This window comes from Pseudomonas sp. MIL19 (genome assembly GCF_028680365.1).
Classification (GTDB): domain Bacteria; phylum Pseudomonadota; class Gammaproteobacteria; order Pseudomonadales; family Pseudomonadaceae; genus Aquipseudomonas; species Aquipseudomonas spirodelae.
Genome location: NZ_JAPPVG010000004.1, coordinates 1 through 25,877 on the forward strand (window position 1 = coordinate 1; position 25,877 = coordinate 25,877).

The window sequence follows — 25,877 nt, forward strand, 5'->3', positions numbered from 1 at the left end:
CTGGTAACAAAATCAGCAATCCGCCCTGGGTCAAATTTCAATCGGCAGGGTGGGTCAATTTTCCATCAGCGCCAACATCTTGGCTGTAACAAGCTCAATGAGCTTCGCCAAATCAAGCCGAATGCTGCCGGTTTGGTTGTTGCCACTGACATTGAGCACGCTCAGCAAATTGCCCAGGCTCTGGAGTCCAGGGGTGGGGTTTGCTGCATTGTGACCAACAAAATCCCGGATGCGCAGCAGGTGATCAATGCCTTTAGGCAGAGCGCCTCTCCCTGGATTGTCGCTGTCGGAATGATCAGCGAAGGAACGGACATCCCCCGGCTTCAGGTGTGCTGCTATCTCAGCCGCATTCGCACCGAGTTGCATTACCGGCAAGTGCTTGGGCGAGTGCTTAGGCGTACAGGTGAGTCCGATGATCAAGCTTGGCTGTTCATGTTGGCGGAGCCGACGCTGCAGTGTTTGGCTGAGAGAATTGCGGATGACTTGCCGGAGGACTTGGCGGTACTAAACGAGGTACAGATGCCAGCTTCCACTTCAGGCTCAACGCCGAGCTCGATCGAGGCTGCGGACAATATCAATAATCTAGATAACAGTATTGGATGTGGCAAAGAGCAGGCTATTGGGGCTGGAGCTACGAGCACCATTTCACTAGAGGGCTTTTCAGTCGAGCCAAGTCATCAGGTGAGTTTTTCCCAGCATTACAGGCAGCAGTTGTTGGCTTGTTTTTGAAGTGTTGACGCCTAATGGGTCAGGTGAAGTGGGAGTTGCGAGTGTGTGGTTGACCATGTCATCGACTAAGAAATTAGGGGGCGTGGGCATTGATGTTAGGACTCAGACGTTGAGGCATGACTGATAAACGGATCTGCGACGGTTGCAGCGCTGTTGCGCGTGTTGCTTCGATCGGGTGCATGTACCGATTGCGAGGCTTGGTAGATGTTTACGCGCGCACATATGCCGAGGATTAACCTGATGCAAAAGAGAAAGACCCACAAGTATGCCTTGATAGCTAAGCTCTCAGACGAAGCGGTACGCTTGATGACGCCCACGCCAGAGTGGCAGCACAATATGTTCCGCGTTGCGGCGACTAAAGGACGGGAAAATGAGCCTGTTGGCTTCTTGGCCGAGGGCGCTCACCCAGACAATATGGACACGCCCGGTCGTTAGGGTCGTCATCGTTCATAACGATCATGGGCAGTTTGACAGCCTTCACCTCATTGAGAAGGGCATCCCGGTCAGAAGAACCGTCTAAGCACTTCCTGCCCTTAGCGTATTAAGTAACGAACAAGTCATCGTTAAATTCGAAGAAATACCTTCATCACCAAGTCCGGCACCCATAGTCGGTGATAGGTGTACTAGGATGTTTTAAACGTTTAATTTGATAAAGTAAATCCGGTAAAGACGCGGCTTTCAATCCCGATATTTCGTAGAGGCTGGATTTTTAGAGCTTCAGAAAATTAACATTTTTTATCGAATTCTGTATTTGGTTAATGGAAGCTCTATACCCAACGCCTCGAACAGATTTTATACTCACATTTGATTCTTCGGCGCGTAGTCTTTTACGTAAATGAAAAACTAAGGACTCTACCGCATTATAAGGATTTATTGGCGGGCTCTTGTGTGAATATAGAACGTCTACGAAACATGCTTTGCTCACAACGCGAGGTGAGTTGCTGACAAGAGCATGAAGCACAATCATCTGTTTAAAAGGAAGGTTGAATTTTGTGAGGTTAATTCCTGTTGTCCCTGCCAATGCGTAGGCTGCGGGGCATACAAGCCTTAAATGCTCGATCTCAACAGAGGTCTTTATTAATTGATGTACATGCTTGGCTAGAGCGCTAGGTTTGAAAGGCTTATACAAGTAATCATCTAAGGCTGTGTTGAAATCTTTATCCGGCTTTCGAATAACCCGAGTTGTTGCAAGTACTATGCACGGGATATTAGAGTTTCCAGTAGCGCTCCGAGCGGAAAGTGGAGATGCAGCCTCATAATCAGCCATATCGTTATCGACAATTATTCCTGCGAAGGTGCAGGTATGCATGATTGCGATAGCCTCTCTACAGCTACCTGCTTCAACCACCGTGTATCCGGATGACTCCAGATGCTTGCGAGCCTGGGCGCGGAGGACGGGATGTTCGTGTATTACAAGCAGCTTTGGAGGCACCGATTTATCAAAACGTATCATTTTCTGGCAGCTCATAGATCGTGTTGGGGGAGTCACCGAGCGGTCGCTGTTTCAAAATCACGGCGATCCTGATCCCTCCGCAACGAATCTAGGGGGCTGAGGGGTTGAATTGAAACGATTAGCGCAGTAGCATGGATTTATACATTGTAAGTGCATGATTATGAATAAATAAATTGCAAAACGTGAATTTTGAAACGGTTTTCTGCGGGTTATTGAAAGACGCGGTTAACTGAGACCTCGAACCCGGGGCCACCGGCCCCGGACGACTGCGCCCTGGCCCGCGTGCTCACGCCCTTCTTGCGGTCAGATGTAGTCCCCGCGACAAACCGCTACAATGCGCCGCCTTTTCCTGACTCTTTGCGAGGCCTCGCGCATGAAATTCCGTTTTCTTCTGTGGATGCTGGGCCGCCTGATGGCTAAGGCCAGCCGTGAAAACCCGGCGTTCCAACAGCAATTAGTTGACCGCGACATGGTCTTCCAACTGCACACCCTGGACGGCAAAGTGGCCCGTCACTTCATCGTTAAAGATCAGCGCATCACCAGCAAGCGTGGCCCGGTCAGCGAGCCAGCATTCGCCCTCGGCTTCAAAGATGCGGCTTATGGTTTCGCCACCATGAGCGCGAAGAACAAGCAGCTGGCCTTTATGCAGGGTATTCAGAACAAGGACATCCAGATCCAGGGCAACCCGGCGCTGGTGATCTGGTTCCAGGGCTTGACCAAATACCTGATGCCGAAGAAGAAAGACGCCGCCAAAAAAGCTGCCTGACCCGCAGCTGTGCGCGCTGACACTGGTCGCCGCGCATGCCTTTCGCTAGGCTGGGCGTAGCCATAGTGAGAGTGTGCCCATGCGTCTGTTGCTGATCGCCCTGTTGTTTTCCACCCTTGCCCACGCCGCGCCCCCGAAAACGGCAGCCTTTGCACCGGTATTTGAGCTGGCCGGTATTCGTTTGCTCTGCGAACAGGCTGCGCCGCTGGTGCAGCGCGGTCTGCCGGATAAACAGCAAGCGCAGCTGGGCAACGTCTTCGCCGCCGATGCCCTGTGCCTAGACTTAGCCAAGCGTCTGGCCAGTCAGCTTGATAAAACCCAGCTGCAACAAGCCCAGCGCCAGCTAGAAAGCCCGTTGGCGCAGCGTTTTACCGCTGCTGAGCGGTTGGTCGGTGAAGGCGGTGCGCAAGGGCTGACGGCTTATCGCGAACAGCTGGTCGAGCGGCCACCGCGTGAGGAGCGGCGGCAGTTGGTGCGGCGTCTGGATGCGGCTGCACACACCACCACTCTGGCGACCTTGCTGCGCTATGAAGTCGGCAAAACTCAGGCGTTTTTGGCCTTGCAGGGCCGTGGCGAAAGCATCGACGAACAAGCCCTGAGCACTCAGACCCAGGCCCAGGAAAATGCGCTGCGCGCCTCCAGTGCCGAGGCTGTGGAGTCTTTTATGCTCTATGCCTACCGGCAGATGCCCAGCGAGCAACTGGCTGAATATGCGGCGTTGTATGAGCAGCCCGCCGTTGCCCTGTTGCTTGATAGCAGCGCGCAGGTGCTGCCAGAGCTGTTCGCCGCCCGGCGTGCGCAGCTGAAGAAGTAGTGATGCTACTCAAACGACAAAGGGGCCCGTAGGCCCCTTTGTGTTTTCTGCAGCTTTAGTGTGCAGGATGGAATTGTGCCGCCAGCTCGCGTAGCGCGACTTCGGCGGCCAGCACCTTGCTTACCGCTTCTTCGGCCTTTTCACGGCTGATCCCCAAATTATCGAACAGGCTTTGCGGGATCTCGCTCTGCGGGCCGGCGCCGATGCCGCGATTGCGCAGCAGGCTGACCGACAGGCACACCAGGTTTGGATAGGCCGCATGTGCACCGGTGTTCTCAGGGTCGTGCTGGAAGCGCAGGGCGCTGACCAGCTCTTCCGGCATGTCCCAGTAGCGCATCAACCAGGCGCCGATTTGTTCGCGGCTGATACCGAGCAGATGTTGCTCGATATAGCTGTGCGAGAGGTGCGGGTTGACCTCCAGGTGGCGACAGATCAGCGAGAAGTGTGGCGGAAACACATGCGCCAACACCAGGTAGCCGAAATTATGCAGCAGGCCAGCGAGGTAGCTCAGACCGGCTTCCGGACGTTGCGCGCGGGGGATGGCGCGTGTCAGGCCTTCGATCACGGCAGCGCTATAAATCGCTTGTTGCCAGTAGGGCGTAGCCTGTTGTGGCTTGTCCTTGGGCAGGCTCAGGGTTTTACCCAAGGCCAGGCCCAGGGCCAGGTTGATCACCAGGTCAAAGCCCAGCACGCGGACGATGGCGTCTTCCACCGAGCGAATTTTACCGGGCGCGGCGTAGTAGGGCGAAGCCGCCCAGCTGACCACTTGTGCGGCCAGCGCTGGGTCGGTTTCGACCACGCCGGTGATGTCATCGACGGTGGCGTCCGGGTCGACGCGCAGCTTGATGATCTTCTGCGCGGTTTCCGGCAGCGGTGGAATTTCGATGGTTTCTTCCAGCCGTTGCTGGATCCGGCGGGCGGTAAACGCCTGGACCGCCTGGGTGATTTCCGCGCGGTCGTCGTCCGGGCGGTCGAGGTTCAGGTGGATATTGCTCAGCGGCTCGCCGAAGCGTGCGGCGCTGGCCTTGCTTAGCAGGCTCTTGAACGTGTCGCTGGCGAGTTCGAGAAGAACCCCCGGCTGGCCCGATTCGATGTAAAGGCTGGGGACGTCTAGCAGGCGCTCGTCATACAGGCACGGCGAACTGGTCAGTGGCGGCAGGCCGGGTAGCGTTTTCAGGTTGTGCTTGCCGAGCATGCGCTCCAGGCGATCCGGTTTGACCGCCACCAGCTGGCGCCCGGTGAGTTCGGTCAGGCGGTTGAGATCGAGCAGCTGATTTTGTGGATAGAGCACCAGCAGCGCACCCACGGCATCATCGAGCAGCACCGCCTGTAAGCGTTGTGCGCTTGGCAGGCTCGGTTGGTCGTGGCAGATGCGGTACGGCAAACCAAGCTTATCCAGCAATTGCAGAATCACCGCAGGCGGTTGCGGAGCAGTGTCGGTGGCAAGGGCGAGTTCAGTCATGGCGGTTTCCGGCAGAGGCGGCATTAAGGCGAGTATAAACAGCGGACTGGCGAAAATGCGGCACAGGTAGCAGTTGTCTTGTGAGCTGTATCACACTTGCCCGTATTGTTGGCCATGCCGTAGCCAGCGCTCAAGTAGCGGGCTGACATGCTGCGGCCAGTGTTCCAGCAGTGCTTGCGCGGCGTCACGCACGGCGGGCAGCAAGTCGGCATCGCGCATCAGGTCGGCCACCTTGAACTGCAGCAGGCCTGTCTGGCGGGTGCCGAGCATCTCGCCGGGGCCGCGTAATTCCAGGTCTTTTTCGGCAATGACGAAGCCGTCGCAGGTTTCGCGCATGATTGCTAAGCGCTGGCGACCCAATTGTGACAGCGGTGCGTGATAGAGCAGCAAGCAATGGCTGGCGGCGCTGCCCCGGCCGACCCGCCCGCGCAGTTGGTGCAGTTGTGCCAGGCCCAGGCGTTCAGGGTTTTCGATGATCATCAGGCTGGCATTCGGTACGTCGACGCCCACCTCGATTACCGTGGTGGCGACCAGCAGTTGCAGCTGCCCCTGTTTGAACTGATCCATCACCGCGGCTTTTTCTGCCGGTTTCATTCTCCCGTGGATCAGCCCGACATTCAGTCCGCCGAGCGCAGCGGTCAGATCGACGAAGGTGGTTTCGGCGGCCTGGCAGGTCAGCTCTTCGGATTCCTCAATCAGCGTACACACCCAGTAAGCCTGGCGGCCTTCATTACAGGCCAGGCGCACGCGCTCGACCACTTCCAGGCGGCGGCTGTCGGCGATTACCAAGGTATTCACCGGGGTACGGCCGGGCGGCAGTTCGTCGAGGATCGAGGTGTCGAGGTCGGCGTAGGCGCTCATGGCCAGGGTTCGCGGGATGGGAGTAGCGGTCATGATCAGCTGGTGCGGGCACATGCGTCCGCCAATGCCTTTCTGTCTCAGGGCCAGGCGCTGCTGCACGCCGAAGCGGTGTTGTTCATCAATGATCACCAAGGCGAGTTTTTGGAACTGCACTTCATCCTGAAATAGGGCGTGGGTGCCGACCACCATCGGTGCACCGCCCGCGATCTGTTGCAGCGCGCTGGTGCGGGCTTTGCCCTTGAGCTTGCCGGCCAGCCAAGCGACCTTTAGACCCAGCGGTGCCAGCCATTTGCTGAAGTTGATGAAGTGCTGCTCGGCGAGAATCTCAGTGGGCGCCATCAGCGCCACTTGATAACCGGCTTCCAGTGCTTGCAAGGCGGCAAAGGCGGCGACCACGGTTTTGCCAGCGCCCACGTCACCCTGCACCAGGCGCAGCATGGGCTCGTGTTGGCTGAGGTCGTAGGCGATTTCCGCGCCGACCCGCTGTTGCGCGCCGGTGGGGGTAAATCCGAGGTTGGCCAGGTATTGCTGCGGTAGTTTTTTAGCCAGTGGCATGGCCGGTGCCTGCTGCGCGCGCACGCTTTCGCGCAGGCGTTGCAGCGACAGTTGATGGGTCAGCAGTTCCTCAAAGGCCAGGCGGTGCTGGGCCCAGTGGCGGCCTTCGGCGAGTTCCTCCAGGTCGGCATCCGGCGGCGGCCGATGCAGGTAGCGAATCGCCTGATCGAGCGGGCTGAGTTGGTAGTCGTCGGCCAGTTCGCGCGGCAGCCAGTCCGGCAGGCTGTGCGGTCCGAGGCGGGCCAGGGCCTGTTCACTGAGCTGGCGCAGGCGCTGCTGGGTCAGGCCTTCGGTGGTCGGGTAGATCGGCGTGAGGGTCTGTTCTACGGCTATCGGCTCGCTGCCCGTCAGTGCGCGGTATTCCGGGTGATAGATTTCCAGACCTGAGGAGCCGGGCCTTACTTCACCATAGCAGCGCACTTGGGTGCCGCGTTTGAGGCCTTCCTTCTGCGCTTGGCTGAAATGGTAGAAGCGCAGGCTCAAGGTGCCGCTGCCGTCCTGCAAGCGCACCAGCAGGCTGCGTCGGCGACCCATGACCACATCCGCGCCGGCGACTATGCCTTCAACCACCGCGTCCTGGCCGGGGCGCAGGGCGCCAATCGGCACGATACGGGTGCGGTCCTGATAACGCAGCGGCAGGTGAAACAGCACATCCTGCAGGGTTTCCAGGCCGACCTTGGCGAGTTTTTCGGCAAGGGCCGCACCCACGCCTTTCAGCGCGGTGACAGAAACTGCAGCCAGCTCGGTCATGGCTTGTCTTAGCTGCTCTTGGGCAGTGGTTTGGCCACAGAGCACAGGCGGATCGAGTCAGTCAGTACCTCGATCGCATTCGGCCGCGGGAAGCTGGCGCGCCAGGCGATAGCGACGGTGCGGAACGGCGCCGGTGCGCTGAGCGGGCGTACTTCAATCACGCCGGGAGCGTAATGATGGCTGTCGACCGCGGAGAACGGCAGGATCGACACGCCAAGGCCCGAGGCGACCATATGACGGATGGTTTCCAGCGAGCTGGATTCCACCGTGGTGTGCTTGGCGCTGTCTTCGCCGCCCTTGCGCAGGGTCGGGCAGGCTTCCAGCACCTGATCGCGGAAGCAGTGGCCTTCGCCGAGCAGCAACAGGCTCTTGTCATTCAGCAGCTTGCTGTCGATGGTCTTCAGCTCAGCCCAGGGGTGGCCGGCCGGCAGCAGGGCGTAGAACGGCTCGTCATACAGCGGCTTGGTCAGCACATCGGCTTCGTGGAAGGGCAGGGCGATGATGATCGCGTCCAACTCACCATTGCGCAGCTTGTCGCGCAGTACGTGGGTGAAGTTTTCCTCGATATACAGCGGCATGTCGGGTGCGACGCGGTGCAGTTGCGGAATCAGATGCGGGAACAGGTAAGGACCGACGGTGTAGATCGCGCCGATTTTCAGCGGCGCGGCCATCTGGTTTTTACCGGCTTGGGCCAGCTCACGGATGCCCTGAGCTTGCTCCAGTACTTTCTGCGCCTGGGTGACGATGCCTTCCCCGACTGGCGTCAGGCGCACTGCGCTCTTGCTGCGCTCGAAGATCAGCACACCCAGTTCATCTTCGAGTTTCTTCACCCCGACCGACAGTGTCGGCTGGCTGACATGGCAACGTTCGGCCGCGCGGCCGAAGTGCTGCTCTTGAGCGAGGGTGACTATGTAACGCAGTTCGGTGAGGGTCATAGTCTTTATCCATTGAGATGCAGCCAAGCATAGCGGCTGTCTTCAATGGAACCAACTGTTGATCCGGTTCCATGGCTGTGGCTGAGGGGTTAGAATTGTTCGGGTAATTGTCTACAGGTTAATGTCGCTTTGTGGACAAAAAATAATTAGTTACTAATGTGTTGTGCGCATAGAATTGCGGCCATACTTTGTCGGCGCCCCAAGTTGGGTTTTGCACGCGCCTCAATAAAACCATACAAGCCGCCCCTTTACCCAAGGAGTACCGGCATGCCTGATGCGGTAACGACCATGTCCCATAACTGGGCTTTTGCTGTGTTTTTGCTCGGAGTATTCGGGCTTATCGCCTTTATGCTCGGCCTGTCCAGCCTGCTGGGAAGTAAAGCCTGGGGGCGCAGCAAGAACGAACCTTTTGAGTCCGGTATGTTGCCCGTAGGCAGCGCGCGCCTGCGCCTGTCAGCCAAATTTTATCTGGTCGCGATGCTCTTCGTGATCTTCGATGTTGAAGCCCTCTTTCTCTTTGCTTGGGCCGTCTCGGTGCGCGAAAGCGGCTGGGCTGGGCTAATCGAAGCTACAGTCTTTATAGCAATTCTGTTGGCAGGTCTTGTCTACCTTTGGCGGATCGGGGCGCTCGATTGGGCACCTCAGGGCCGTCGCGAGCGGCAGGCGAAGCTAAAACAATGAGGCTTTGGCAATGCAATACAAACTTACTCGGATCGATCCGGATGCGCCCAATGAGCGCTATCCGGTCGGCGAGCGGGAGACTGTTTCCGACCCGCTGCTAGACGATCAAGTCCACAAGAACATCTACATGGGCAAGCTCTCTGATGTTCTTAATGGCGCAGTGAACTGGGGGCGCAAGAACTCCCTATGGCCCTATAACTTCGGCCTGTCCTGCTGCTATGTGGAAATGACCACCGCCTTTACCGCGCCGCATGACGTTGCGCGTTTTGGTGCGGAAGTGATTCGAGCCTCCCCACGCCAGGCAGACTTTATGGTCATTGCCGGCACCTGCTTTATCAAGATGGCTCCGGTCATCCAGCGTCTGTATGAACAGATGCTGGAACCCAAATGGGTGATCTCCATGGGCTCGTGCGCCAACTCTGGCGGCATGTACGACATCTACTCGGTGGTCCAGGGTGTGGATAAGTTCCTGCCGGTCGACGTCTATATCCCCGGCTGCCCACCGCGCCCTGAGGCTTTTCTGCAAGGCTTGATGCTGTTGCAGGAATCCATTGGCCAGGAGCGCCGGCCGTTGTCCTGGGTGGTTGGCGATCAAGGTGTTTACCGTGCCGACATGCCTTCGCAGAAAGAGCAGCGTCGCGCCGAGCGCATCGCCGTAACCAATCTGCGCAGCCCCGACGAAGTGTAAGCCTGGGCTCGCTTGAGCCCGCCTACTGACGCCGTTGACCGATAGCGACCGAGACCATGACTGCAGACAGCATTCTGTCCATACCGCCGTACAAGCCTGATGACCAAGATGTGGTCGTCGAACTGAATTCACGTTTTGGCGCTGACGCCTTTACCGCGCAAAGCACCCGTACCGGCATGCCGGTATTGTGGGTGGCCCGCGAGCGGCTGGTCGAAATCCTGACCTTCCTGCGCAACCTGCCACGCCCTTACGTCATGCTGTATGACCTGCATGGCGTCGATGAGCGCCTGCGCACCCAGCGCCGTGGCTTGCCCGGTGCGGATTTCACCGTGTTTTACCACCTAATGTCGCTGGAGCGGAACAGCGACATCATGCTTAAGGTGGCGCTCAGTGAGCGTGACCTGAATATGCCCAGCGTCACCAGCATCTGGCCCAACGCCAACTGGTATGAGCGCGAAGTCTGGGACCTCTACGGTATTCACTTTACCGGCCACCCGCACCTGACGCGGATCATGATGCCGCCGACCTGGGAAGGTCACCCGCTGCGCAAGGACTACCCGGCGCGCGCCACTGAGTTCGACCCGTTCAGCCTGACCCTGGCCAAGCAGCAGCTCGAGGAAGAAGCCGCGCGCTTCAAGCCGGAAGACTGGGGCATGAAACGCGGCGGCGAGCACGAGGACTATATGTTCCTCAACCTTGGTCCGAATCACCCATCGGCCCACGGTGCGTTCCGCATCATTTTGCAGCTCGATGGTGAAGAGATCGTCGATTGCGTACCGGAGATCGGCTACCACCACCGTGGTGCCGAAAAGATGGCCGAACGGCAGAGCTGGCACAGCTTTATTCCCTACACCGACCGCATCGATTACCTCGGTGGGGTGATGAACAACCTGCCGTACGTATTGGCCGTGGAAAAGCTCGCGGGCATCACCGTGCCGCAGCGGGTCGATGTGATTCGCATCATGATGGCCGAGTTCTTCCGCATCACCAGCCACCTACTGTTTCTCGGGACTTATATTCAGGACGTCGGCGCGATGACCCCGGTGTTCTTCACCTTCACCGACCGCCAGCGCGCTTATAAGGTGATCGAGGCGATTACCGGCTTCCGCCTGCACCCGGCTTGGTATCGCATCGGCGGCGTCGCTCACGACCTGCCGCGCGGCTGGGATCGTCTGGTCAAGGAATTCGTCGACTGGCTGCCCAAGCGCCTCGACGAGTACGAAAAAGCCGCCCTGAAGAACAGCATTCTCAAGGCGCGGACCATCGGTGTGGCGCAGTACAACACCAAAGAAGCGCTGGAATGGGGCACCACGGGTGCCGGATTGCGTGCCACCGGCTGTGATTTCGACCTGCGCAAAGCGCGGCCGTATTCCGGCTACGAGAACTTCGAGTTTGAAGTGCCGCTGGCGGCCAATGGCGATGCTTATGACCGCTGCATGGTGCGTGTGGAAGAGATGCGTCAGAGCATCAAAATCATCGACCAGTGCCTGCGCAACATGCCGGCGGGCCCTTACAAGGCGGATCACCCGCTGACCACGCCGCCGCCGAAAGAGCGCACGCTGCAGCACATCGAAACCCTGATCACCCACTTCCTGCAGGTTTCCTGGGGCCCGGTCATGCCGGCCAACGAAAGCTTCCAGATGATCGAGGCGACCAAGGGCATCAACAGTTATTACCTGACCAGCGACGGCAGCACCATGAGCTACCGCACGCGCATTCGTACGCCAAGCTTCCCGCACCTGCAGCAGATCCCTTCGGTGATTCGCGGCAGCATGGTGGCTGACCTGATCGCGTATCTGGGCAGTATCGACTTCGTTATGGCCGACGTGGACCGCTGATGATGAACACACTTATTCAGACTGACCGTTTTGCCTTGAGCGACGCCGAGCGCTCGGCCATCGAGCATGAAATGCATCACTACGAAGACCCGCGCGCGGCGTCGATCGAAGCGTTGAAAATTGTGCAGAAAGCCCGTGGTTGGGTGCCGGACGGCGCGGCGGATGCTATCGGCGAGATCCTCGGCATCCCGGCCAGCGACGTCGAAGGTGTGGCCACCTTCTATAGTCAGATTTTCCGTCAGCCGGTGGGCCGCCACATTATCCGCGTATGCGACAGCATGACCTGCTACGTCGGTGGCCATGAGTCGGTCGTCGCTGAAATGCACAAGCAGCTCGGTATCGGCCTCGGCGAGACCACCAGTGACAGCCGCTTTACCCTGCTGCCGGTGTGCTGCCTGGGCAACTGCGACAAGGCCCCGGCGCTGATGATCGACGATGACACCTTTGGCAATCTGCAGGCCGACGGCGTCGCCAAACTGCTGGAGGCTTACGCATGACTACGCTGACGTCCATGGGGCCGGCTAACACCATCGCCCGCAGTGAAGAAACTCACCCGCTGACCTGGCGCCTGCGTGACGACGGCCAGCCGGTGTGGCTGGAGGAGTACCAGCAGAAGAACGGCTACGCCGCTGCGCGCAAAGCGCTGAGCGAAATGGCTCAGGCCGATATCGTGCAGACGGTGAAAGACGCCGGCCTCAAAGGCCGTGGTGGTGCCGGCTTCCCCACCGGGGTGAAGTGGGGCCTGATGCCCGCCGATGAATCGATGAACATCCGCTACCTGCTGTGCAACGCGGATGAAATGGAGCCCAACACCTGGAAAGACCGCATGCTCATGGAGCAGCTGCCGCACCTGTTGGTGGAAGGCATGCTGATTTCCGCGCGCGCACTCAAGGCCTATCGCGGCTATATCTTTCTGCGCGGCGAGTACGTCGATGCGGCGGCGAATCTTAATCGCGCTATCGAGGAAGCCAAGGCCGCCGGCCTGCTGGGCAAGAACATCCTCGGCAGCGGTTTCGATTTCGAGCTATTCGTCCACACCGGTGCCGGGCGTTATATCTGCGGTGAAGAAACCGCGCTGATTAACTCACTCGAAGGCCGCCGCGCCAACCCGCGCGCCAAGCCGCCGTTTCCCGCCGCCGTCGGCGTGTGGGGTAAGCCGACCTGTGTGAATAACGTGGAAACCCTGTGCAACGTGCCGGCCATCGTCGGTAATGGCGTGGACTGGTACAAAAGCCTGGCTCGCCCCGAGAGTGAAGACCACGGCACCAAGCTGATGGGCTTCTCCGGCAAGGTGAAGAACCCTGGTCTGTGGGAACTGCCCTTTGGTGTGAGCGCCCGTGAGCTGTTCGAAGACTATGCCGGCGGCATGCGCGACGGCTACACGCTGAAATGCTGGCAGCCTGGTGGCGCTGGTACCGGCTTCCTTCTGCCCGAGCACCTCGATGCGTTGATGTACGCCGGCGGTATCGGCAAGGTCGGCACGCGCATGGGCACCGGCTTGGCATTGGCGGTGGACGACAGTGTCAGCATGGTTTCGCTGCTGCGCAATATGGAAGAGTTCTTTGCCCGCGAATCCTGCGGCTGGTGCACGCCGTGCCGTGATGGCCTGCCGTGGAGCGTGAAAATTCTCCGTGCGCTGGAGCGTAAGCAAGGCACTGCCGAAGACATCCAAACCCTGCTGGGGCTGGTCAACTTCCTCGGCCCTGGCAAAACCTTCTGCGCCCATGCACCGGGTGCCGTCGAGCCATTGGGCAGTGCGATCAAGTATTTCCGTTCGGAGTTCGAGGCTGGCGTATCCAGTTCTACGGCTCCGGCGACGACGGGGCAATTCGTTCCCGCTTAAAAAATTGGCGCTCTGGCGGCCACTGACCTGGCCCCGCAGCACACCGTGATTCCATTAGCCAAGCCCGCTTCGGCGGGTAAAGAAGAAACCTGAACCATGGCCACTATCCACGTAGACGGCAAAGATTTCGAAGTCGATGGGGCGGACAACCTGCTGCAGGCCTGCCTGTCCCTCGGGCTCGATATCCCTTACTTCTGCTGGCACCCGGCGCTCGGTAGCGTCGGCGCCTGCCGCCAGTGTGCGGTCAAGCAGTACAGCGATGAAAACGATACGCGCGGGCGTATCGTCATGTCGTGCATGACGCCCGCCACCGATAACACTTGGATTTCCATCGACGATGAAGAGTCCAAAGCCTTTCGCGCCAGCGTCGTCGAGTGGCTGATGACCAACCACCCGCACGACTGCCCGGTGTGCGAGGAGGGCGGTCATTGCCACCTGCAAGACATGACCGTGATGACTGGCCACAACCAGCGCCGTTATCGCTTCACCAAACGCACCCACCAGAACCAGCAGCTCGGCCCATTCATCTCCCACGAAATGAACCGTTGCATCGCCTGCTACCGCTGTGTGCGCTATTACAAAGACTACGCTGGCGGCACCGACTTGGGCGTCTACGGCGCGCACGACAACGTGTACTTCGGCCGTGTTGAAGACGGCGTGTTGGAGAGCGAATTCTCCGGCAACCTGGTCGAGGTTTGCCCGACCGGCGTGTTCACCGACAAAACCCACTCCGAGCGCTACAACCGTAAGTGGGATATGCAGTTTGCCCCGAGCATCTGCCACGGCTGCGCCAGCGGCTGCAATATCAGCCCCGGCGAGCGCTACGGCGAACTGCGCCGCATCGAAAACCGTTTCAACGGTGATGTGAACCAGTACTTCCTCTGCGACCGTGGGCGTTTCGGCTATGGCTACGTCAACCGCACGGATCGTCCGCGCCAGCCGCTGCTGATGAATAAAGACGGTGGCGAAAAGCTCGGCATCGACGCCGCGTTGGACAAGGCTGCCGAGCTGCTCAAAGGCAAACGCGTCATCGGCATCGGCTCGCCGCGCGCCAGCCTGGAAAGCAACTTCGCCCTGCGCGAGCTGGTCGGCGAGGCCAACTACTACTCCGGTATCGCCGCTGGCGAGCTGGAAAATATCCGCCTGATCCGCGACATCCTGCAGAACGGCCCGCTGCCGGTGCCGACCCTGCGTGAAGTTGAGCTGCACGACGCGGTGTTTATCCTTGGTGAAGACCTGACCCAGACTGCCGCGCGCATGGCTTTGGCCCTGCGTCAGACGGTCAAGGGCAAGGCCACTGAAATCGCTGCGTCGATGAAGATTCAGGACTGGCACATGGCTGCCGTGCAGAACGTCGCGCAAGACGCGCTGCATCCCCTGTTTATTGCCAGCGTGACGACGACTCGCCTGGATGATATTGCCGAAGCTTGCGTGCATGCCGCACCGGCCGACCTGGCGCGTATCGGTTTCGCTGTGGCGCATGCCATCGACCCGAGCGCACCAGCGGTTAACGGACTGGACGCTGATGTTGGCGAACTGGTGCAGTTGATTGCCGAAGCGTTGCTAGAAGCCAAGCGACCGCTGATCGTCTCCGGTGCCTCCCTGGGCGAGAAGAGCCTGATCGAAGCAGCAGCCAATATCGCCAGTGCGCTTAAAAATCGTGAGAAAAACGCCTCCATCAGCCTGGTGGTGCCGGAAGCCAACAGCATGGGCCTGGCCCTGCTTTTGGGTGAAGAGTGTGGGGGGAGGTCTGTCGATGCGGCGCTGCAGGCGCTGACGTCCGGCCAGGCCGATGCCGTGATCGTGCTGGAAAACGACCTGTACCGCCGCGCCGATGCAGCTCAGGTTGATGCTGCATTGGCAGCCGCCAAGCTGGTGATCGTCGCTGACCATCAGCACACCGCCATCAGTGACAAAGCCCACCTGCTGTTGCCGGTGGCCAGCTTCGCCGAAGGCGATGGCACCCTGGTCAGCTTTGAAGGTCGCGCCCAACGTTTCTTCCAGGTGTTCGAGCCGAGTTACTACGACGCCGGCATTTTGATACGCGAAGGCTGGCGCTGGCTGCATGCCCTGCACAGCACCCTGCAAGGCAAGCCGCTCGACTGGACCCAGCTGGATGCGGTGACCGCCGCCGTTGCTGCCAGCAACAACCTGCTGGCACGCATCGGCGAAGCGGCGCCCAAGGCCACCTTCCGCATCAAGGGCCTCAAGCTGGCTCGCGAGCCTCACCGTTACAGCGGTCGCACCGCCATGCGCGCCAATATCAGCGTGCACGAGCCGCGTCAGCCGCAGGACCAGGATTCGGCCTTTGCCTTCTCTATGGAAGGCTATTCCGGCAGCCAGGAAGACCGTCAGCAGATCCCCTTCGCTTGGTCGCCGGGCTGGAACTCGCCGCAGGCCTGGAACAAGTTTCAGGACGAAGTCGGCGGCCACCTGCGCGCCGGTGACCCCGGTGTGCGTCTGCTGGAAGCCAAAGGCGTGGCAATGCCTTGGTTCAGCGTACCGGCCGCCTTTAACCCGGCGCCGGGTACCTTGCAGGCCGTGGCCTTGCATCACCTGTTCGGCAGTGAGGAAACCTCGGCCGGCGCCGCGCCGCTGCAAGAGCGTATTCCCGCACCTTACGCGCTGCTGGCCAAGGCCGAAGCGGATCGTCTGGGCGTGAATGACGGCGCGCTGCTTAGCCTGACGATCGCCGGGCAGACCTTGAACTTGCCGCTACAGGTCACTGAAGAGCTGGCCATTGGTGTGGTCGGCCTGCCAGTCGGCTTGGCGGGGATGCCGGCATTGTTCGCAGGTCGTGTGGTCACCCGCATTGAGGAGGCCGCGCAATGAGTTGGCTAACGCCTGAGGTGATCGACGTACTGATCGCCGTACTCAAGGCCATCGTGATTCTGCTGGTGGTGGTGATCTGCGGCGCGCTGCTGAGCTTTGTCGAACGGCGCCTGCTGGGCTGGTGGCAGGACCGCTACGGCCCGAATCGGGTCGGCCCGTTCGGCATGTTCCAGATCGCCGCGGACATGATCAAGATGTTCTTCAAGGAAGACTGGACGCCGCCGTTTGCCGACAAGTTCATCTTTATCCTGGCGCCGATGATTGCCTTCTCCGCCATGTTGATGGCGTTCGCAATCATTCCCATCACCCCGACTTGGGGCGTGGCGGATTTGAACATCGGCATTCTGTTCTTCTTCGCCATGGCTGGGCTGTCGGTGTACGCGGTGCTGTTTGCCGGTTGGGCCAGTAACAACAAGTTTGCCCTGCTCGGTGCACTGCGCGCCTCGGCGCAAACAGTGTCGTACGAGGTGTTCCTGGCGCTGGCGCTAATGGGCGTGGTGGCTCAGGTTGGCTCCTTCAACATGCGCGATATCGTTGATTACCAGGCCGAGAACCTGTGGTTCATCATCCCGCAGTTTTTCGGCTTCTGTACCTTCTTTATCGCCGCTGTGGCCGTGACCCACCGTCACCCGTTCGACCAACCCGAAGCCGAGCAGGAGCTGGCGGACGGATACCACATCGAATATGCCGGGATGAAATGGGGCATGTTCTTCGTCGGTGAATACGTCGCCATCGTTACCGTGTCGGCGTTGCTGGTTACGCTGTTTTTCGGTGGCTGGCACGGCCCGTTCGATCTGCTGCCGCAGATTCCGTTCTTCTGGTTCGCCCTGAAAACCTGCTTCTTCATCATGATCTTCATCCTGCTGCGCGCCTCGATTCCGCGGCCACGGTATGACCAGGTCATGGCCTTCAGCTGGAAGTTCTGCCTACCGCTGACCCTGATCAACCTGCTGGTGACCGGCGCAGTTGTGCTGGCTACGGCCCAGTAAGGAGAGTTACAGAATGTTCAAATACATATGGGATGTGCTGGTCGGTACCGGCACCCAACTGCGCAGCATGGCCATGGTGTTCAGCCACGGCTTTCGCAAGCGCGACACCCTGCAATACCCGGAAGAGGCGGTGTACCTGCCGCCGCGCTACCGTGGCCGTATTGTGTTGACTCGCGACCCCGACGGCGAAGAGCGCTGCGTGGCGTGCAACCTATGTGCGGTGGCCTGCCCGGTGGGCTGTATTTCGCTGCAGAAGGCTGAGACTGAAGACGGCCGTTGGTACCCGGATTTTTTCCGCATCAATTTCTCGCGCTGCATTTTTTGCGGTTTGTGTGAAGAAGCCTGCCCGACTACGGCGATTCAGCTCACCCCGGATTTTGAAATGGGCGAGTTCAAGCGTCAGGACCTGGTGTACGAGAAGGAAGACCTGCTGATCAGCGGGCCGGGCAAGAACCCGGACTACAACTTCTACCGCGTCGCCGGTATGGCCATTGCCGGCAAGCCGAAAGGCGCCGCGCAAAACGAAGCCGAACCGATCAACGTCAAAGGCCTGCTTCCTTAAAGGGGGGGATATGGAATTCGCTTTCTACCTCGCCGCCGGCGTTGCCGTGGCGGCCACATTCAGGGTGATCACCGCGAGCAATCCGGTACACGCCCTGTTGTATCTGATTCTCTCGTTGTTGGCCGTGGCCATGACCTTCTTCGCCCTCGGTGCGCCGTTTGCCGGGGCGCTGGAGATCATTGTCTACGCCGGCGCGATCATGGTGCTGTTCGTCTTTGTGGTGATGATGCTCAACCTCGGCCCTCCAGCGGTCGAGCAAGAACGTCAGTGGCTGACGCCTGGCATCTGGACTGGTCCGGCAATTCTCTCGGCGCTGCTGCTGGGGCAATTGCTCTATGTGCTGTTCCAGTCGCCCAGTGGTGCGGCCCTCGGTTTGCAGACCATTGATGCCAAGGCCGTCGGCATTGCCCTGTACGGGCCTTACCTGCTGGCGGTGGAGCTGGCTTCGATGTTGTTGCTTGCCGCGTTGGTCGCGGCCTATCACCTCGGCCGTCACGATGCCAAGGAGCCAACCGCATGAATGCGATTCCCATGGAACACGGCCTGGCCTTGGCCGGCGTGCTATTCAGCCTCGGCCTGATTGGCCTGATGGTGCGGCGCAACATCCTGTTTGTGCTGATGAGCCTGGAAGTGATGATGAATGCCACCGCCCTGGCCTTTGTGGTGGCCGGCAGCCGTTGGGCGCAGCCTGATGGCCAGGTGATGTTTATTCTGGTGATCACCCTGGCAGCCGCCGAGGCCAGTATTGGCTTGGCGATCCTGTTGCAGCTGTATCGCCGCTTCAACACCCTCGATGTCGACGCTGCCAGCGAGATGCGCGGATGAACCTTCTATTTCTGACTTGTGTGTTCCCCCTGCTGGGCTGGTTTCTCCTGGCTTTCTCGCGTGGGCGTTTCTCCGAAAACCTCTCGGCGCTGATTGGCGTTGGTTCGGTGGGCCTATCCGCCCTGGCTGCGGCCTGGGTGATCGTGCAGTTCAATCTAAACCCGCCACCCAACGGCGTGTTTACCCAGGTGCTGTGGCAGTGGATGAGCGTGGCGGGCTTTGCACCGAGCTTCACCTTGTATCTGGATGGCCTGTCCGTGACCATGCTCGGCGTGGTGACTGGCGTGGGCTTCCTGATTCACCTGTTTGCCAGTTGGTATATGCGTGGGGAGGAGGGCTATTCGCGCTTCTTTGCCTATACCAACCTGTTTATCTTCAGCATGTTGCTGCTGGTGCTGGGCGACAACCTGCTGATGCTCTACTTCGGCTGGGAAGGCGTGGGGCTGTGCTCCTACCTGCTGATCGGCTTCTACTTCAAGCACACCGCCAACGGCAACGCGGCGCTCAAGGCCTTTATCGTCACCCGCATCGGCGACGTGTTTATGGCCATCGGCCTGTTTATCCTGTTCCTGCACCTAGGCACCCTGAATATTCAGGAGCTGATGCTGCTGGCCCCGCAGAAGTATGTGGAAGGGGACAGCTGGCTGTGGATCGCCACCCTGATGCTGCTCGGCGGTGCGGTCGGTAAGTCTGCTCAGCTGCCGCTACAGACCTGGCTGGCTGACGCGATGGCTGGCCCGACGCCTGTGTCGGCATTGATCCACGCGGCGACCATGGTTACCGCCGGCGTCTACCTGATTGCGCGGACCCACGGCCTGTTCCTGCTGACCCCGGATATTCTCGAACTGGTCGGTATCGTTGGCGGCGTGACCCTGGTGCTGGCCGGCTTCGCTGCCCTGGTACAGACCGACATCAAGCGCATCCTCGCCTACTCGACCATGAGCCAGATCGGCTACATGTTCCTCGCCCTCGGCGTGCAGGCCTGGGACGCGGCGATCTTCCACCTGATGACCCACGCCTTCTTCAAGGCCCTGCTGTTCCTCGCCTCCGGTGCGGTGATCAACGCCTGCCACCACGAGCAGAACATCTTCAAGATGGGCGGCCTGTGGAAGAAACTGCCGCTGGCCTACGCCAGCTTCATCGTCGGTGGCGCCGCCCTGGCCGCCCTGCCGCTGATCACCGCCGGTTTCTACTCGAAGGACGAGATCCTCTGGGAAGCCTTCGCCAGTGGTCACCAGTGGCTGCTCTATGCCGGCCTGGCAGGTGCCTTCCTGACCTCGATCTACACCTTCCGCCTGATCTTCATTGCCTTCCACGGCGAGCAGCAGACCGAGGCCCATGCCGGCCATGGCGTGGCTCACTGGTTGCCACTGAGCGTGCTGATCGTGCTGTCGACCTTTATCGGCGCGCTGATCAGCCCGCCGCTGGCCGGTGTGCTGCCGCAGAGCCTCGGCCATGCCGGTGGCGAGGCCAAGCACAGCCTGGAAATCGCTTCCGGGGCTATCGCGATCATCGGCATCGTCCTGGCCGCGTTGCTGTTTCTCGGCAAGCGCAGTTTCGCCACCGCGGTGGCGCAGAGTTCGCCCGGGCGCTTCCTGTCGGCCTGGTGGTTCGCGGCCTGGGGCTTCGACTGGTTCTACGACAAGCTGTTCGTCCAGCCGTACCTGCTGCTTTGCCGGTTGCTCGGGCGTGACCCGATTGACCGCAGCATTGGCCTGATTCCGCGTCTGGCGCGAGGCGGCAACGCCTTGCTGGCCAGCAGCGAGACCGGCCAGGTGCGCTGGTACGCCACATCGATAGCCGGGGGCGCCGTGCTGGTGCTCGCCGTCCTCCTGTTTCTGAATTAAGGAAAATAGCCCGTCATGATTCTGCCCTGGCTAATCCTGATCCCCTTTATCGGCGGCCTGCTGTGCTGGCAGTGCGAGCGTTTCGGCAGCACCTTGCCGCGCTGGATCGCCCTGCTGACCATGGGCCTGCTGTTCGGCCTGGGCCTGTGGTTGTGGGCCACTGGCGACTTCAGCCTGGCCCCTGCGCCGGGTGCTGCGCCGCAGTGGGCGGCCGAATTCCAGGTGCCGTGGATCGAGCGTTTTGGCATCAGCATCCACCTGGCGCTGGATGGCCTGTCGGTGCTGATGATCAGCCTCACCGGTCTGCTTGGTGTGCTCTCGGTGCTCTGCTCGTGGAACGAGATCCAGAACCGCGTCGGCTTCTTCCACCTCAACCTGATGTGGATTCTCGGCGGCGTAGTTGGCGTGTTCCTCGCCGTCGACCTGTTCCTGTTCTTTTTCTTCTGGGAAATGATGCTGGTGCCGATGTATTTCCTCATCGCGCTCTGGGGTCATAGCGGTAGTGATGGCAAGACGCGCATCACCGCCGCCACCAAGTTCTTTATCTTCACCCAGGCCAGTGGCCTGATCATGTTGCTGGCGATCCTCGGCCTGGTCTTTGTGCACTTCGACCAGACCGGCGTGCTGACCTTCAACTACGCCGATTTGCTGACCACCAAGATGGCGGCCGGCACTGAGTACATTCTGATGCTCGGCTTCTTTATCGCCTTCGCGGTGAAGTTCCCGGTGGTGCCGTTTCACTCCTGGCTGCCGGACGCCCACGCCCAGGCGCCGACGGCCGGCTCGGTGGATTTGGCCGGTATCCTGCTGAAAACCGCTGCCTACGGTCTGATGCGTTTTGCTCTGCCGCTGTTCCCCAATGCCTCGGCCGAGTTTGCGCCGATCGCCCAGTGGCTTGGCGTGTTCGCCATCATCTATGGCGCGCTGCTGTCGTTCGCGCAGACCGATATCAAACGCCTGGTGGCCTACTCCAGCGTGTCGCACATGGGCTTTGTGTTGATTGCCATTTACTCCGGCAGTGAAATTGCTCTGCAGGGTGCGGTGGTACAGATGATGGCTCACGGTCTTTCGGCGGCGGCACTGTTCATTCTTTGTGGTCAGCTGTATGAGCGCCTGCACACACGTGACATGCGCGAGATGGGCGGTATCTGGGCGCGTATGCCCTGGCTGCCGGCGTTGAGCCTGTTCTTTGCCGCAGCAGCGTTGGGCTTGCCGGGTACCGGCAACTTTGTCGGTGAGTTCCTGATCCTGATTGGCAGTTTCCAGAGTGCGCCGTGGGTCACTGTGCTGGCCGCCACGGGCCTGGTGTTCGGCTCGGTCTATTCGCTGATCATGATTCACCGCGCCTACTTCGGCCCGGCCAAGGCGGAAACCGCGTTGCCTGGCCTGCAGCTGCGCGAGCTGAGCATGGTGCTTGGCCTTGCTGTACTACTGATCCTGCTTGGGGTTTACCCGCAGCCGGTGCTCGACACCTCTGCCGCCAGCATGCAAGGCGTGCAGCAGTGGCTGGGTAACGCCCTCAATCAACCTGTTCTGGCCCGGTAAGCGGCTTAATGGAAAGTCATGCTATGCAACTGACGACTCAACATTTCATCGCGCTGCTGCCGTTGCTGATCACCAGTGCCACGGTGGTGCTGGTGATGCTGGCCATCGCCTGGAAGCGCAATCACACCCTGACCTTCGGCCTCTCGGTGCTGGGGCTAAACCTGGCCTTGCTGTCGCTGCTGCCGGCTCTGGAGGTAACGCCTATTGAGGTCACGCCGCTGTTGCTGGTGGATAAATTCGCCTGCTACTACATGGCCCTGGTGCTGGCGGCGACGCTGGCCTGCGTGACGCTGACTCATGCCTACCTGGGCGGTGAGTCAGGCAAGGGTTACCCGGGCAACCGTGAAGAGCTTTACCTGCTGATGCTGCTGTCCGCTGCCGGCGGGCTGGTATTGGTTAGCGCGCAGCACCTGGCTGGTCTGTTTATTGGTTTGGAACTGCTGTCGGTGCCGACCTACGGCATGATTGCCTACGCCTTCTTCAACAAGCGCTCGCTTGAAGCCGGTATCAAATACATGGTGCTGTCGGCCGCAGGCAGCGCGTTTCTACTGTTCGGCATGGCGCTGGTGTATGCCGAGTCGGGCAACCTGACCTTCGCCGGCATCGGCGCCAAGCTGGCGGCTGATGGTTTGCCGAGCATGTTGGCGCAGTTAGGCGTGGGCATGATGCTGATCGGCCTGGCGTTCAAGCTGTCGCTGGTGCCGTTCCACCTGTGGACGCCGGATGTCTACGAAGGCGCGCCTGCGCCGGTGGCGGCTTTTCTCGCCACAGCCAGTAAGGTTGCGGTGTTCGCCGTGTTGTTGCGTTTGTATCAAATGTCGCCGGCTATGGCTGGCGGCTGGCTGAGCGATCTACTGACACTGATTGCCATAGCCTCGATCATCTTCGGCAACCTGTTGGCACTGTTGCAGAACAACCTCAAGCGCCTGCTCGGTTATTCCTCAATCGCCCATTTCGGCTACCTGTTGGTTGCGTTGATTGCCAGTAAAGGCTTGGCCGTAGAAGCGGTTGGCGTGTACCTGGCGACCTATGTGCTGACCAGCCTCGGCGCGTTCGGTGTGATCACCCTGATGTCGACGCCTTATAACGGCCGGGATTGTGATGCGCTGTACGAGTACCGTGGGCTATTCTGGCGCCGCCCGTATCTGACCGCAGTGCTGACCGTGATGATGCTGTCGCTGGCGGGTATTCCGCTGACCGCCGGGTTTATCGGCAAGTTCTATGTGGTCGCTGCCGGCGTGCAATCGCAGCAATGGTGGCTGCTCGCCGCCCTGGTAATCGGCAGCGCCATTGGCGTGTTCTATTACCTGCGGGTGATGGTCACCCTGTTTATGGTTGAGCCGAACCTGCGTCGTCACGATGCGCCGTTTGACTGGGCGCAGCGTGCCGGGGGCATCATGCTGCTGGTAGTGGCCGTGTTGGCCTTCGTCCTTGGCGTGTATCCGCAACCGCTGCTGGAGCTGGTGCAGCAGGCTGGCTTAGTTGCCGTGTTGCCATGATCAAGCTCAATAAGGAATGCGCATGACACTGGGTAAAACCCTGCTAATCGCCGGCTGCGGTGATGTCGGTGGCCGTCTGGGGCAGCAGCTGACTGCTGCCGGTTGGACGGTGTATGGCCTGCGCCGCAGTGTCGCCTTGCTCCCTGAGGGTATTCGCCCGGTTGCCGGTGACCTGCAGGCGGATGCCTGCCCGTCGGCCTGGCCGAGTGAGCCGTTGGATTATCTGGTGTATTGCGCAGCTGCCACCGAGCGCGACGAAGCAGGCTACCGCGCCGCCTATGTGGAGGGTTTGCGCCGTGTGCTGGGCTGGCTGGCGCAGCATGGGCAACAACCCAAGCGTGTGTTGTTTGTCTCCAGCACGGGTGTATACGGCCAATTGCAGGGCGAGTGGGTGGATGAAGCATCCCCTGCCGAAGCCGACAGCTATTCAGGGCGCATCATGCGTGAGGCGGAGCAGGTGGCCTTGCACAGTGGCCTGGAAGCCAGCGTGGTGCGTCTGACCGGGCTTTATGGGCCGGGGCGCGAATGGTTGCTGGGTCAAGTTCGTCAGGGCTATCGGGTCGCCAGCGAGCCGCCGCTGTACGGTAATCGCATTCATGTTGATGATGCTGCCGGGCTCTTGGCTTTTCTGCTGCAGGCTGATGCCCGCGGCGTGGCGTTGCAGGACTGCTATATCGGCGTCGATGATGAACCTGCGCCGCTACACGAGGTAGTGGCCTGGTTACGTCAGCAGCTGGCGATCGAGCACTGGTCTGAGACAGCCACTGTGCGCCGCGCCGGCAGCAAGCGTTGCAGCAACGCCCGCGCCAAATCCCTGGGCTGGCAGCCGCAGTACCCGAGTTATCGTGAGGGTTACCGGGCGATTCTGGCGCAGCTGTAAAGATGAACGGCAATCGGTTGCTCGCCAAAGCGTGGCTACCCGGTGTCGAGCTGTTTCATGCCGATTTTTCCGGGCAAGCCTTCGGTCGCCATAGCCACGACGCCTTTGCTATTGGTGCCATCTTGCAAGGTGTAGGCGGTTATCAGTGCCGTGGTCAGCGCCATGCTCTGCCGGCCGGTACGCTGTCGCTGATGAATCCGGAGGAGCCGCATACTGGTCATGCTGACTCTGCGCGGCTGGTCTATCGCATGCTCTATGTCGAGGAATCGCGCCTGCCGGCGTTGCTCGGTCGAAAACATCTGCCCGATGGCTTCCGCACGCTTAATCCGAGCGACGATGGTCAGGTAGCCGCAGGCCTGGCGCGTCTGGCGACTGAGTTCGAGCGTGGCGATGCGTTGACCCTGGAAAGTGAATTACTCGCCGTGCTGGAGCGGGTATTTGTGCGCCATGGCGGGCTTCGCGCTGCCTGTCCGGCAGCCCGTGATGGCGGCGTGACAGCCGTCCTGCGTGAATATCTGGAGGCGCACTACACGCAAGCGGTTAGCCTGGAACAGCTGGCTGCTTTGGTTCAGCGTCATCCGCGTCACCTGATTGAAGCCTTTCGCCGGGCCTATGGCGTGCCGCCACATACCTATCTACTGCAGCGTCGCGTGCGCGAAGCGAAACGCTTGTTGCTCGGCGAACAGGCTCCGCTGGAGGTGGCGCTGAGCCTGGGTTTCTATGACCAAGCGCACTTCTCCGGCACGTTCAAACGTTTCACCGGCGTCACCCCAGGCCAGTTTCGCCGTGGCGCGGTGACCTGAGTTTTCTCCAAGACCTTACCAGGCTGCAGCAGGGAAACTGACCTCCACGTTGGATGGAGGTCGATTGCCGATGCTTGGGTTATTTTTGCTGGTCGCCAGCACTCACTTTGCGGCCCTGCTGTCGCCAGGGCCGGATTTCTTTCTGTTGATCCGCACGGCGCTGACCCAGGGCCGGCGGCAGGCTGACGGCTGTGCCGGAGGCATTGCCCTGGCCAATCTGCTGAGCATGCTCCTGGTGTTACTGGCGCTGGGATTACTACCGGGCGACGGAGGTGTGTTGTGGCCACTGCTACAGCTAATAGGTGGCGCCTACTTTGCCTGGATTGGGTTGCAGGCATTGTTGTCGCAGCGTGATCTTAATCTGCCTGTGGGCGAGCAAAGCCTGACGGGGAGGTGGTGGCACGGGCTGCGCTATGGGTTGCTGGCCAGTAGCTGCAACCCCAAGTTGCCGCTGTTCTATGCCGGGTTGTTTGGCGTCCTGCGTGAGGCGGCCGTGCCGACGTGGGGGCTGGCGCTGGCAATGCTGTGGATGACCATGGTGGTTTGGGTGTGGGACTTGGCGTTGGTGCGCCTGTTGGGCCATCGGCGCTGGCGTGCCTGGTTGCAACAGCAAATCCGCTGGTTGGATCGGGGCTGCGGCGCGTTACTGCTGGCCTTGGGAGGCTGGTTGCTGATAAGTGCGCTGAAGGCCCTAGAGTGATGCGGGCCCTTTGACGCGTC

At 60.2% G+C, this 25,877-nt stretch carries 23 protein-coding genes; 19 read left to right on the forward strand and 4 right to left on the reverse strand.

From position 1 onward, the window contains the following. A partial coding sequence (locus N1078_RS04455; protein ID WP_274087004.1) for a DEAD/DEAH box helicase occupies positions 1-729 on the forward strand: 729 nt, incomplete at its 5' end. 709 nt (positions 730-1,438) lie between these two features. Here the strand turns inward: N1078_RS04455 and N1078_RS04460 are convergent. Continuing rightward, on the reverse strand, positions 1,439-2,182 hold the full coding sequence (locus tag N1078_RS04460) for a response regulator transcription factor (protein WP_274087005.1): 744 nt from the start codon (positions 2,180-2,182) through the stop codon (positions 1,439-1,441). A 373-nt stretch (positions 2,183-2,555) separates the two neighbouring features. On the opposite strand from N1078_RS04460, the gene N1078_RS04465 reads away from it, so the two are divergent. Next, complete coding sequence (locus N1078_RS04465; RefSeq protein ID WP_274087006.1) at positions 2,556-2,948, forward strand: helicase; 393 nt, start codon at positions 2,556-2,558, stop codon at positions 2,946-2,948. A 79-nt stretch (positions 2,949-3,027) separates the two neighbouring features. Further along, positions 3,028-3,762: a hypothetical protein gene (locus N1078_RS04470; protein ID WP_274087007.1), complete on the forward strand. Its 735-nt coding sequence runs from the start codon at positions 3,028-3,030 to the stop codon at positions 3,760-3,762. Positions 3,763-3,817: 55 nt separating this feature from the next. Here N1078_RS04470 and N1078_RS04475 read toward each other — a convergent pair whose 3' ends face one another. From N1078_RS04475 to N1078_RS04485, 3 genes are all read right to left on the reverse strand, one after another. Then, positions 3,818-5,224 (reverse strand): aminoacyl-tRNA deacylase and HDOD domain-containing protein, encoded by a 1,407-nt coding sequence (locus tag N1078_RS04475; RefSeq protein WP_274087008.1) that lies wholly within the window; start codon positions 5,222-5,224, stop codon positions 3,818-3,820. A 90-nt stretch (positions 5,225-5,314) separates the two neighbouring features. Continuing rightward, positions 5,315-7,390 (reverse strand): ATP-dependent DNA helicase RecG, encoded by a 2,076-nt coding sequence (gene recG / locus N1078_RS04480; protein ID WP_274087009.1) that lies wholly within the window; start codon positions 7,388-7,390, stop codon positions 5,315-5,317. Positions 7,391-7,398: 8 nt separating this feature from the next. Next, a complete protein-coding gene (locus N1078_RS04485; protein WP_274087010.1) occupies positions 7,399-8,325 on the reverse strand; it encodes a hydrogen peroxide-inducible genes activator in 927 nt (308 codons plus the stop codon). Between the two features lie 267 nt (positions 8,326-8,592). On the opposite strand from N1078_RS04485, the gene N1078_RS04490 reads away from it, so the two are divergent. The 16 genes from N1078_RS04490 (at position 8,593) to N1078_RS04565 (ending at position 25,857) form a co-directional block, all read left to right on the forward strand. Continuing rightward, positions 8,593-9,006, forward strand: coding sequence for an NADH-quinone oxidoreductase subunit A (locus tag N1078_RS04490; RefSeq protein WP_090379694.1), 414 nt, complete (start codon positions 8,593-8,595; stop codon positions 9,004-9,006). Between the two features lie 10 nt (positions 9,007-9,016). Continuing rightward, positions 9,017-9,694 (forward strand): NuoB/complex I 20 kDa subunit family protein, encoded by a 678-nt coding sequence (locus N1078_RS04495; RefSeq protein WP_274087011.1) that lies wholly within the window; start codon positions 9,017-9,019, stop codon positions 9,692-9,694. Positions 9,695-9,750: 56 nt separating this feature from the next. After that, on the forward strand, positions 9,751-11,532 hold the full coding sequence (nuoC, locus tag N1078_RS04500; RefSeq protein ID WP_274087012.1) for an NADH-quinone oxidoreductase subunit C/D: 1,782 nt from the start codon (positions 9,751-9,753) through the stop codon (positions 11,530-11,532). 2 nt (positions 11,533-11,534) lie between these two features. Further along, positions 11,535-12,029: an NADH-quinone oxidoreductase subunit NuoE gene (gene nuoE, locus N1078_RS04505; RefSeq protein WP_411912042.1), complete on the forward strand. Its 495-nt coding sequence runs from the start codon at positions 11,535-11,537 to the stop codon at positions 12,027-12,029. Next, complete coding sequence (nuoF, locus tag N1078_RS04510) at positions 12,026-13,375, forward strand: NADH-quinone oxidoreductase subunit NuoF (protein WP_274087013.1); 1,350 nt, start codon at positions 12,026-12,028, stop codon at positions 13,373-13,375. The genes nuoE and nuoF overlap by 4 nt, the downstream gene beginning before the upstream one ends. A 96-nt stretch (positions 13,376-13,471) precedes the next feature. Beyond that, positions 13,472-16,207 carry an NADH-quinone oxidoreductase subunit NuoG gene (gene nuoG, locus N1078_RS04515; RefSeq protein ID WP_274087014.1) on the forward strand — a complete coding sequence of 912 codons (2,736 nt, stop codon included), beginning with the start codon at positions 13,472-13,474 and terminating at the stop codon, positions 16,205-16,207. After that, positions 16,204-17,196 (forward strand): NADH-quinone oxidoreductase subunit NuoH, encoded by a 993-nt coding sequence (nuoH, locus tag N1078_RS04520; RefSeq protein WP_274087015.1) that lies wholly within the window; start codon positions 16,204-16,206, stop codon positions 17,194-17,196. Before nuoG ends, nuoH begins: the two co-directional genes overlap by 4 nt. Positions 17,197-17,209: 13 nt before the next feature. After that, positions 17,210-17,758 (forward strand): NADH-quinone oxidoreductase subunit NuoI, encoded by a 549-nt coding sequence (nuoI, locus tag N1078_RS04525; RefSeq protein WP_274087016.1) that lies wholly within the window; start codon positions 17,210-17,212, stop codon positions 17,756-17,758. A 10-nt stretch (positions 17,759-17,768) separates the two neighbouring features. Beyond that, a complete protein-coding gene (gene nuoJ, locus N1078_RS04530) occupies positions 17,769-18,278 on the forward strand; it encodes an NADH-quinone oxidoreductase subunit J (RefSeq protein ID WP_274087017.1) in 510 nt (169 codons plus the stop codon). Next, a complete protein-coding gene (gene nuoK / locus N1078_RS04535) occupies positions 18,275-18,583 on the forward strand; it encodes an NADH-quinone oxidoreductase subunit NuoK (RefSeq protein ID WP_090240724.1) in 309 nt (102 codons plus the stop codon). The genes nuoJ and nuoK overlap by 4 nt, the downstream gene beginning before the upstream one ends. Beyond that, the gene (gene nuoL / locus N1078_RS04540) at positions 18,580-20,430 is read left to right on the forward strand and encodes an NADH-quinone oxidoreductase subunit L (protein WP_274087018.1); all 1,851 of its coding nucleotides are present in this window, start codon (positions 18,580-18,582) and stop codon (positions 20,428-20,430) included. Before nuoK ends, nuoL begins: the two co-directional genes overlap by 4 nt. Positions 20,431-20,445: 15 nt before the next feature. Beyond that, a complete protein-coding gene (gene nuoM, locus N1078_RS04545; protein WP_274087019.1) occupies positions 20,446-21,975 on the forward strand; it encodes an NADH-quinone oxidoreductase subunit M in 1,530 nt (509 codons plus the stop codon). A gap of 23 nt (positions 21,976-21,998) precedes the next feature. Continuing rightward, positions 21,999-23,474, forward strand: a complete 1,476-nt coding sequence (gene nuoN / locus N1078_RS04550) for an NADH-quinone oxidoreductase subunit NuoN (RefSeq protein WP_274087020.1) — start codon at positions 21,999-22,001, stop codon at positions 23,472-23,474. A gap of 22 nt (positions 23,475-23,496) precedes the next feature. Beyond that, on the forward strand, positions 23,497-24,354 hold the full coding sequence (locus N1078_RS04555; RefSeq protein WP_274087021.1) for an SDR family oxidoreductase: 858 nt from the start codon (positions 23,497-23,499) through the stop codon (positions 24,352-24,354). Positions 24,355-24,356: 2 nt separating this feature from the next. Next, the gene (locus N1078_RS04560) at positions 24,357-25,157 is read left to right on the forward strand and encodes an AraC family transcriptional regulator (RefSeq protein ID WP_274087022.1); all 801 of its coding nucleotides are present in this window, start codon (positions 24,357-24,359) and stop codon (positions 25,155-25,157) included. Positions 25,158-25,227: 70 nt separating this feature from the next. Then, a complete protein-coding gene (locus N1078_RS04565; protein ID WP_274087023.1) occupies positions 25,228-25,857 on the forward strand; it encodes a LysE family translocator in 630 nt (209 codons plus the stop codon). Positions 25,858-25,877: the final 20 nt, after the last annotated feature.

Coding starts and splice junctions, on each gene's coding strand:
- N1078_RS04460 (WP_274087005.1), bottom strand. CDS start 2,182: ATGATACGTTTTGATAAATCGGTGCCTCCAAAGCTGCTTGTAATACAC.
- N1078_RS04465 (WP_274087006.1), top strand. CDS start 2,556: ATGAAATTCCGTTTTCTTCTGTGGATGCTGGGCCGCCTGATGGCTAAG.
- N1078_RS04470 (WP_274087007.1), top strand. CDS start 3,028: ATGCGTCTGTTGCTGATCGCCCTGTTGTTTTCCACCCTTGCCCACGCC.
- N1078_RS04475 (WP_274087008.1), bottom strand. CDS start 5,224: ATGACTGAACTCGCCCTTGCCACCGACACTGCTCCGCAACCGCCTGCG.
- recG (WP_274087009.1), bottom strand. CDS start 7,390: ATGACCGAGCTGGCTGCAGTTTCTGTCACCGCGCTGAAAGGCGTGGGT.
- N1078_RS04485 (WP_274087010.1), bottom strand. CDS start 8,325: ATGACCCTCACCGAACTGCGTTACATAGTCACCCTCGCTCAAGAGCAG.
- N1078_RS04490 (WP_090379694.1), top strand. CDS start 8,593: ATGCCTGATGCGGTAACGACCATGTCCCATAACTGGGCTTTTGCTGTG.
- N1078_RS04495 (WP_274087011.1), top strand. CDS start 9,017: ATGCAATACAAACTTACTCGGATCGATCCGGATGCGCCCAATGAGCGC.
- nuoC (WP_274087012.1), top strand. CDS start 9,751: ATGACTGCAGACAGCATTCTGTCCATACCGCCGTACAAGCCTGATGAC.
- nuoE (WP_411912042.1), top strand. CDS start 11,535: ATGAACACACTTATTCAGACTGACCGTTTTGCCTTGAGCGACGCCGAG.
- nuoF (WP_274087013.1), top strand. CDS start 12,026: ATGACTACGCTGACGTCCATGGGGCCGGCTAACACCATCGCCCGCAGT.
- nuoG (WP_274087014.1), top strand. CDS start 13,472: ATGGCCACTATCCACGTAGACGGCAAAGATTTCGAAGTCGATGGGGCG.
- nuoH (WP_274087015.1), top strand. CDS start 16,204: ATGAGTTGGCTAACGCCTGAGGTGATCGACGTACTGATCGCCGTACTC.
- nuoI (WP_274087016.1), top strand. CDS start 17,210: ATGTTCAAATACATATGGGATGTGCTGGTCGGTACCGGCACCCAACTG.
- nuoJ (WP_274087017.1), top strand. CDS start 17,769: ATGGAATTCGCTTTCTACCTCGCCGCCGGCGTTGCCGTGGCGGCCACA.
- nuoK (WP_090240724.1), top strand. CDS start 18,275: ATGAATGCGATTCCCATGGAACACGGCCTGGCCTTGGCCGGCGTGCTA.
- nuoL (WP_274087018.1), top strand. CDS start 18,580: ATGAACCTTCTATTTCTGACTTGTGTGTTCCCCCTGCTGGGCTGGTTT.
- nuoM (WP_274087019.1), top strand. CDS start 20,446: ATGATTCTGCCCTGGCTAATCCTGATCCCCTTTATCGGCGGCCTGCTG.
- nuoN (WP_274087020.1), top strand. CDS start 21,999: ATGCAACTGACGACTCAACATTTCATCGCGCTGCTGCCGTTGCTGATC.
- N1078_RS04555 (WP_274087021.1), top strand. CDS start 23,497: ATGACACTGGGTAAAACCCTGCTAATCGCCGGCTGCGGTGATGTCGGT.
- N1078_RS04560 (WP_274087022.1), top strand. CDS start 24,357: ATGAACGGCAATCGGTTGCTCGCCAAAGCGTGGCTACCCGGTGTCGAG.
- N1078_RS04565 (WP_274087023.1), top strand. CDS start 25,228: ATGCTTGGGTTATTTTTGCTGGTCGCCAGCACTCACTTTGCGGCCCTG.